Source organism: Haladaptatus ordinarius (assembly GCF_054177595.1).
In genome coordinates this window covers 1-5,662 of the sequence record NZ_JBPEHH010000167.1, presented here as the reverse complement: position 1 = coordinate 5,662, position 5,662 = coordinate 1, and the positions used below count along the sequence as shown (strand labels likewise).

The following is a 5,662-nucleotide window of genomic DNA, read 5'->3' as shown; positions in this document are numbered from 1 at the left end:
TGTACTTCGTATTTCGTCTTGTTGCAGTACGAGCGGCTCGCTGGCGAGCGTTCGAAGTACGTGGCGTCGATCGCTCCAATCGGCCCAGTGTCGTGAAGCTGTACAGATTGTTGGAGAAGTGTCCGACAGACCGCCATCTCAATTCTATCGAAGGCGAGACATAACGTCGATGGATGCGGGAGATCGGCCGGTTCAAGGCCGATCTCCCGCGATATTTGTGGCATCTCCTTCAGCAGATCAATCATCATCCGGTAGGTCGTATCGAGATAAATCCGGAGACAGTGGATGGAGATCATCGCTGCGTCGGTGAACCCGCCGCCCCCTTCTGGGGCGGCAGGTTCGTCCCAATCATCGGCAACTCTTTTGACTGCGAAGACAATTCGTTCGGTGAAGCGGGAGATTTGCGTTGGCACACTTCGCAGTCTTCCGCTTCATCACCCTTACTCCAGCGACTTGATCCGGTGCTGTCTGGCGATTAAACACGGCCCTAGTACGTCATCGACGAGCGACTCGATTCGATTACCGCTCATCTGCAAGAACCTCCTTTTTGACTTGCTGGAACTCATTTCCGCCGTGGACGGTAATTCCCTCTCGGAAGATCTCTCGGAGTTTCGTGCCAGCACGCCGTGCGCTCTCAACTGATTCGACATACGATTCAAACTCGTAGCGATCACCGTCGAATTGTTCATCTCCCAGCTCAGCAGCAACCTCTGTGACGATTCGTCGAGCAACAGTTCGATCCCCTTCGACGAGGACGAAGAGATCGATGTCGCTCTTCCGATCTGCTTCTCCCCGTGCAACGCTTCCAAACACAAGGACGCCAATGATGTCCTGGACCTCATCAGTGTCACCGAGAGCATCTTGGATCCGCTGAACATACGTCCGAACCGGTTGATGATATTCTGGTTGTTCGACGGTGAGGATGGGCTCTGACTTCTCTATGTGCTCTGTATCGATAGAGACGTACTTTCGCTGTGTGGTCTCTCGGATTTGGATGATACCCAACTCAGTGAGCAACTCAAGTGCTCGCCAGACGGTTGATCGAGAATAGTCGGTTTCTCGACCAAGTTCTTTCAGCGTGAACTCCGTATCATGAGCATCAATCAATACGCGGAGAATGTCGTCAGCGGCGCCGAGTCGGAAAATTCTGGAATCATCGCCTGGATGAATCTGTATACATGCCCTTATACCTTGTTGCTTCTCATCAATCATTGTTCGATTTTATGCAACAAGGTATAATAAGTGTTGTGTCAAGCGATGAGAAGAGAGAAATGACTCTCAGAGACGTTGTTTTGTGCCCCCGAGGGGTGCGGGGCACATCAGATGTACCTCGTGGAGCGAGTATGTCCAATAAAAACGTCCTCTCCCAACTGACGTTCACGAAACGAGTTGCAAAGCGCGCCCAGTACGAAGCCCTCGAATTTTCACTCACAACGAGGGGTGTCCTCGTTCGGAATACCAGTCACGCGAATCCGGCCGATCATGAATATCTCGTCACCGTTCGCGACGGGATCCCCATCGCCTGTGAGTGTCCTGCGGATGCGCGGTACGAAGGAGCATGCAAACATCGGATTGGCGTTGCGATCCGAACACCACTCCTGCAAGCGGCGACAGACCACTCCCTCGTTGCAGACGGCGGGACACAAATCGAGAACAACCCTGAAACTCATGAAAACGGTAGCGACACAGACCAACCAGCTGACTGTGACTGTGATAGGCTTGGTGGGTTTCCGTGTTGGCCTTGTGTACGATCCGGGCGTCGCGATCTCCCGGAAGAGTAGTGCGAATCTCGTGTGAATCTGCTCCTCTCGCAGAGTGATTTTATTGGTGCCGGCGATGGATGCCGGCGCATCACACGGTGACGCAACATGTAGTCGCGTACTTTGGCAGATAAAGGTAAGAGAAAATATTTAAAATATACTACATAATAGTAAGACGACATAGTGACCACCGACAAAAGAGCATTCGATCGTCTATTCGGAGCCGACCCGCGCGCTGGCACCGTGTTCGATTCCTATGTGACATTTGGTGAAGAAAACGAAACAGAAATAATTCAGTGTACGATAGATATATGACCGATAATCTCCTTGGCTTAGAAAGCAAAAGGAGGATAGTGATGGACTTGACTGACACCCCCGACGATGTTCGAGAACCGAACGAAGAACCGCCCGACTTCACCGATTGGGATCCACCCGAAGCGGTTCTGAAAGGTGGCCCAACGCGAGAGCGACTCCTCGGAGTCATCTTGCAACTACGTACTCCGACAAAAGTAGCCGACATCGCAGCACAAGCAAACTGTGATACCGAAACCGCACGAGACTACCTGGAATGGTTCACCTCGATGGGGATGACGCGCGAGATTCCAGGCCGGCCTGTGCGATACGAGCGAAACGAGTCGTATCTGCGGTGGCGCAGAATCGAACAGATTCGAGAGCAGTATTCGGAGAGCGAAATTGTCGAGGAACTCAAAGAGACGATGGCGCAACTCGAAGAATATCGAGCGCGATTCGACACCGACAGTCCGGATGATGTGTCGCTCGTGGATAAGAGTGGAGAGTCGTCGGTCGAAGAGCGATGGGAAACGGTAAGTGAGTGGAAGACGCTTGAGCGACGTGCAGAGTTGCTAGATGCGGCGCGTCAGAACGGCCATCCGTCGAGTGGTGGGGCAACAGTCGATGCCTGAAGACCGGTCGGTTGACGACGATACCGTCGCGGAGGATGTCGGTGGGATCGATACCGAAGTTCTCGAACAAATCGGACAACACCTCAAACAAAGCCACCGATTCTCGGAGATCGTGTTCCAGCCAGGCTATGCGCCGAGTTCAGTCGTGGCAGAGTACGATATGGGGTACTTTCCGGCAGCCATCGATCGTGCGTATCTTCAGGTTCGATAGTACGAGACGGACGATTTCAACGTCCACTACTCCGAACAATACAACGACGGTGACCGATGGGAGTGCTGGTGGGATCGCCATCCGAACGGCCACAACGCCCGCTCGCATTTCCACCCACCACCGGATGCAACGACACCCGGTAACGATGCAGAATATGCACGAGATTGGCGGGATGTACTCTCAGGTATACTCGGGGACTTAGACGACCGAATCAAAGCATTCTGGGAGAAGTAAAAACGTCCTGTCCCAACTAACGTTCACCAACCGAGTAGCAAAGCGCGCCCAGTACGAAGCCCTCGAATTTCCACTCACAACGAGGGGTGTTTGCGTTCGGAATGCGAGTCACGCGACTCCAGTGTGAGTCTCCGCTTCTTGCAGGAGGATTGTATCAGCGCCGGCGATGGGTGCCGGCGCACAGATGAAGAGTTGTGTGATATAGTTGTGTCGAATCAATGCGTCGGCGAGGTGACCGATATGCACCAGGTAATTTACGCACTCGTAGAGGCATCGACTGAAGACACCGCACTTGTATGCGGAAAAGCAGCGTTCGACCGATTGGTCGGCGCTGGTCCCGACAATGCTGCCATCTTTGACTACTACGATACGTTTGATGACGAGAGGACGTCCGTTGCAGGGAAAGCTCGGTGGGGCGAACTTCCTGTCGTCGCACCAATCGACTCCGACGATGGAGCAGAACTCCTCGAACGTGGCTGGGAGGCAACCAAACAAGAGTTCGAACACAATTTCGAGAGGGTGAGAACGGCGGTCAACGAATTCAGTACCGACGAACTCATGCACGACAAAGATCTCTCCCGACACGCCTGTTACAATCTCGGCGCGTATCGTGGTCCATCGCTCTACCTATACACCGAATTTGGCGACGCGATTCGCAATCGTGAACATCTCGATCATGTGCTTGCTGCTGACGAACAAGTGTGGATCATTCCGGCGGACGTCTACTACTGAGCGAACAATTGCAACAAATTCTCGTCCTGTAAGTATCTAACAGAGCAATCCTTTTTGCGTTAGTTGAGAAGCATTGGAGTGGTTTGTCGCTCCTTGGAAGAACAGAGCATCTGCAGGAACGTTCCCCACACCCGCCGCATGGTCGTGACTACTCGACGGGATTCAACTCATGAGGAACGAGACGAAGTTTCTGTACTCCAGGTAAGCGACGGAGAAGATACGTTAGTCTTGGTCCGAACCATCAGTCGCGGACTTGGCGTGACTACCGAGCAATTTTCGGAGGAAGCTCGGTGCTTTATCGATGCGTTCCGAGCCCAATTTCCGGCCAGTTTTCGGGGATTGAACCATGGTTCTATTGTTCTACTCAAATATTCCGCTTCAAGCCAGATAAAGCTAGGGCTCCCGAGACGAGGATCAGTAGTCCGAGAAATCCATTCGTCCCCCACGTAAGGAAGGCAAGGCCGTGAAAAAGGAGCAGGAGTGCCGTGACGAGTGACAATTGTGTGATAAGAAGTTGGTACCGATTTGCCGATTGTTCCTGCTGGAGGACCCCAATCCACTCATCGTATCCTTCAAGTAACGTAGCAAGCCACTCTTCTTCACTGTAGCCTTCCTCTCGAACTTCTTCGCGCCACGTCGAATCAATACCGACATCAAGCTCAGAGTCAGTATAGGTCAAAATCGAGATGAGGAGCGTGAGAAGAAGAATAAAAATACCCGATCCAAACAGTATGAGCACACCGGTCGGCATCGATGTAATCCGGGAAGTCCCAATGAGTCCAGCACCAGAGAGAATGATCCCGAGTACAACCACGGCAACACGGCCAATCCGCAGCGCTGCATCATCCATGGCGTTGATATCCGTTACCCGATGATCAAGCACTGCACGCGATTCCTCACGAGCGATCCGTAACGCTTCGACATCGGAGAGTTCTTTCTCGTCCTGGTCGGGAGCGTCACTCTCGGTCGTCGCGGTGGATGAGGATTCGTCGGAGCTGACCGTCTTTGTCACACTACTCTACATCATTCAACGGTTTATATTTAAACCCATTGTTGGGAGAATCAGCGTGTTCTCATTCGTAGTTCCATGGTTTGCAGTGGCTACTGCATGATTCGACCGTGAAGCGCCGTGCGGTCACACTCCGAGATACTCGGCCTGCTCTGTCTGTAGTCCAACAGCAGATCGCCAATTGTTCATTAGTTGTGGAGCACAGACGCGATTTTTATCCCCCAAGAGGGGTGCGGGGCGCTCGAGAAAAGCGTCCATGTTCGAAAATAATGGCTTTGAGTACCAACTCTGCGGTGTCGTTCGACGAGTACGACACCCGACGTGACGAAATGCACAGCACGATCGAACAATGGACCGACGACCTCACCACTTTGACTGACGAGGCGAGAACGAGTCAACAGTTCCAAGAGTGGCTAGATGTCCAGTCGAAATTCCATGACTACTCCCATCGGAACACGCTCTTGATTACACTCCAGTGCCCGAACACGACGAAGGTGGCTGGCTACAACACCTGGCGGACCGAGTTCGACCGCCACGTCAAGGAAGGCGAAAGCGGAATCTGGATCTGGGCGCCGATCATCACAAAGCAGTGTCCCAAATGTGAGAACTCGCCCAGTTACCACGAGCAAAGTGAGTGTGAATATGATGAGACACCACCTGAAGCGTGGTCGAAAGGCCGTGTTTAATCGCCAGACAGCACCGGATCAAGTCGCTGGAGTAAGGGTGATGAAGCGGAAGACTGCGAAGTGTGCCAACGCAAATCTCCCGCTTCACCGAACGAACTGTCTTCGCA

General features: G+C 52.8%; 8 protein-coding genes and 2 pseudogenes. 7 read left to right on the top strand and 3 right to left on the bottom strand.

All coding sequences use genetic code 11. From position 1 onward, the window contains the following. Window positions 1-413 (bottom strand): transposase (locus ACR3FF_RS25330; RefSeq protein ID WP_472850171.1); only part of this gene is annotated, 413 nt, incomplete at its 3' end. A 106-nt stretch (window positions 414-519) separates the two neighbouring features. Continuing rightward, window positions 520-1,212, bottom strand: coding sequence for a nucleotidyltransferase domain-containing protein (locus ACR3FF_RS25325; protein WP_458190882.1), 693 nt, complete (start codon window positions 1,210-1,212; stop codon window positions 520-522). Here ACR3FF_RS25325 and ACR3FF_RS25320 point away from each other — a divergent pair. From ACR3FF_RS25320 to ACR3FF_RS25305, 6 genes and pseudogenes are all read left to right on the top strand, one after another. Further along, on the top strand, window positions 1,179-1,781 hold the full coding sequence (locus tag ACR3FF_RS25320) for an SWIM zinc finger family protein (protein ID WP_458190881.1): 603 nt from the start codon (window positions 1,179-1,181) through the stop codon (window positions 1,779-1,781). The genes ACR3FF_RS25325 and ACR3FF_RS25320 overlap by 34 nt on opposite strands. Window positions 1,782-1,943: 162 nt before the next feature. Continuing rightward, window positions 1,944-2,075: a DUF7995 family protein gene (locus ACR3FF_RS27500; RefSeq protein ID WP_472850170.1), complete on the top strand. Its 132-nt coding sequence runs from the start codon at window positions 1,944-1,946 to the stop codon at window positions 2,073-2,075. A 41-nt stretch (window positions 2,076-2,116) separates the two neighbouring features. Further along, a complete protein-coding gene (locus tag ACR3FF_RS25315) occupies window positions 2,117-2,683 on the top strand; it encodes a DUF7342 family protein (RefSeq protein WP_458190880.1) in 567 nt (188 codons plus the stop codon). Further along, the gene (locus ACR3FF_RS25310; protein ID WP_458190879.1) at window positions 2,676-2,894 is read left to right on the top strand and encodes a hypothetical protein; all 219 of its coding nucleotides are present in this window, start codon (window positions 2,676-2,678) and stop codon (window positions 2,892-2,894) included. Before ACR3FF_RS25315 ends, ACR3FF_RS25310 begins: the two co-directional genes overlap by 8 nt. A gap of 24 nt (window positions 2,895-2,918) precedes the next feature. Continuing rightward, window positions 2,919-3,128 (top strand): annotated as a pseudogene (locus ACR3FF_RS27495) (toxin-antitoxin system TumE family protein); the annotation flags it as partial. 240 nt (window positions 3,129-3,368) lie between these two features. Continuing rightward, a complete protein-coding gene (locus ACR3FF_RS25305; protein WP_458190878.1) occupies window positions 3,369-3,860 on the top strand; it encodes a DUF7995 family protein in 492 nt (163 codons plus the stop codon). 364 nt (window positions 3,861-4,224) lie between these two features. On the opposite strand, the gene ACR3FF_RS25300 is transcribed toward ACR3FF_RS25305, so the two are convergent. After that, window positions 4,225-4,872, bottom strand: a complete 648-nt coding sequence (locus ACR3FF_RS25300; protein ID WP_458190877.1) for a hypothetical protein — start codon at window positions 4,870-4,872, stop codon at window positions 4,225-4,227. Between the two features lie 266 nt (window positions 4,873-5,138). Here ACR3FF_RS25300 and ACR3FF_RS25295 point away from each other — a divergent pair. Beyond that, window positions 5,139-5,552 (top strand): annotated as a pseudogene (locus ACR3FF_RS25295) (ArdC-like ssDNA-binding domain-containing protein); the annotation flags it as partial. Window positions 5,553-5,662 lie beyond the last annotated feature (110 nt).